Source organism: Nguyenibacter vanlangensis, from assembly GCF_013376155.1.
Lineage (GTDB): Bacteria > Pseudomonadota > Alphaproteobacteria > Acetobacterales > Acetobacteraceae > Gluconacetobacter > Gluconacetobacter vanlangensis.
Genome location: NZ_JABXXP010000769.1, coordinates 1 through 1,269 on the forward strand (window position 1 = coordinate 1; position 1,269 = coordinate 1,269).

A 1,269-nucleotide genomic window follows, 5' to 3' on the forward strand; every position below is an offset into this window, starting at 1 on the left:
GACATCGACATGGATGAAGGGCAGCGTGCCGTCGCCCTGCGGCGCCACGTCGGCGGCGCCGGGCACGCCGTTCAGCGCCGCGGCCACCTGGTCGCCCAGGCTGGAGAGCATGTCGAGGTCCGGACCGTAGATCGAGACCGCGATCTGGGTCCGGACGCCGGACAGCAGATCGTCCATGCGCATCTGCACCGGCTGGCTCCAGGAGAACTGGGCGTCGGGCAACTGGTCGCGCAGGACCTTGTCGATGGCGGTCACCAGCCCCTCTTGCGTGCTGGCGGTGCGCCACTGCGACGGGTCCTTGAGGAAGATGAAGCTGTCGGTTTCGTTGACGCCCATCGGGTCGGTGGGGATGGCCGAGGTGCCGGTGTTGCTGACCACGGTCGCGACCTCGGGGAAGCGCTTGAGGATCTGTTCCTCGCGCAGGACGGAGTGCAGCACGGTGGGCAGCGAGGCGCTGGGCAGGCGGGTGGAGGTGACGACCAGCGCGCCCTCGCCCAACTGGGGGATGAATTCGCCGCCCAGGCGGGTGGCCAGGAACACCGAGAGGAGGAAGACGGCGAAGGTGGCGCCGAACAGAGGGCCGGGATGGGCCTCGCCCCACAGCACGACGGGGCGGTAGCGGCGGCGCAGCATCGCCACCAGGCGCGTGTCGCCATGGGCGGGGGCGTGGCGCAGGGCCAGCGCGGCGATCACCGGCACGCAGACCATGCAGTAGGCCAGGGACGCCAGCAGCGCCATGATGATGGTCTGGGCCATCGGGCGGAACATCTTTCCCTCGATCCCCTGCAGGGTCAGGATCGGCAGGTAGACCATGATGATGACCAGGATCGCGAAGCCGACGGGACGGATCACCTGCATGACCGAGGACACGACCTGGGTGCGCAGGTCGGCGGTATCGCCGCGCTGGCGGTGGGCGATCAGGTTTTCGACGATCACCAGCGAGCCGTCGACGATCATGCCGAAATCGATCGCGCCCAGGCTGAGCAGGTTGGCCGAGATGCCGAACTGCCGCATGCCGGCCATGGCGCAGGCCAGCGCGAAGGGAATGACCGAGGCGATGACCAGCGCGGCGCGCCAGTCGCCGATCACCACCACCAGCACCGCCACGACCAGCGCGGCGCCCATCGCCAGATTGTCGCGCACCGTGGCGATGGTGCGGTCGGTCAGGTCCGAGCGGCTGTAATAGGGGTCGAGCGTGACGCCGGCGGGCAGCGAACGCGCGATGCCGGGCAGCGCCGCGCGGATGCCGGCCAGGGTGGCGTCGGAGCT

The 1,269-nt window shown here is 69.7% G+C and carries 1 protein-coding gene; it reads right to left on the minus strand.

Translation table 11 applies throughout. The features are described 5' to 3' along the window. Positions 1 to 1,269 (minus strand): efflux RND transporter permease subunit (locus tag HUK84_RS18875; RefSeq protein ID WP_176641594.1); only part of this gene is annotated, 1,269 nt, incomplete at both ends.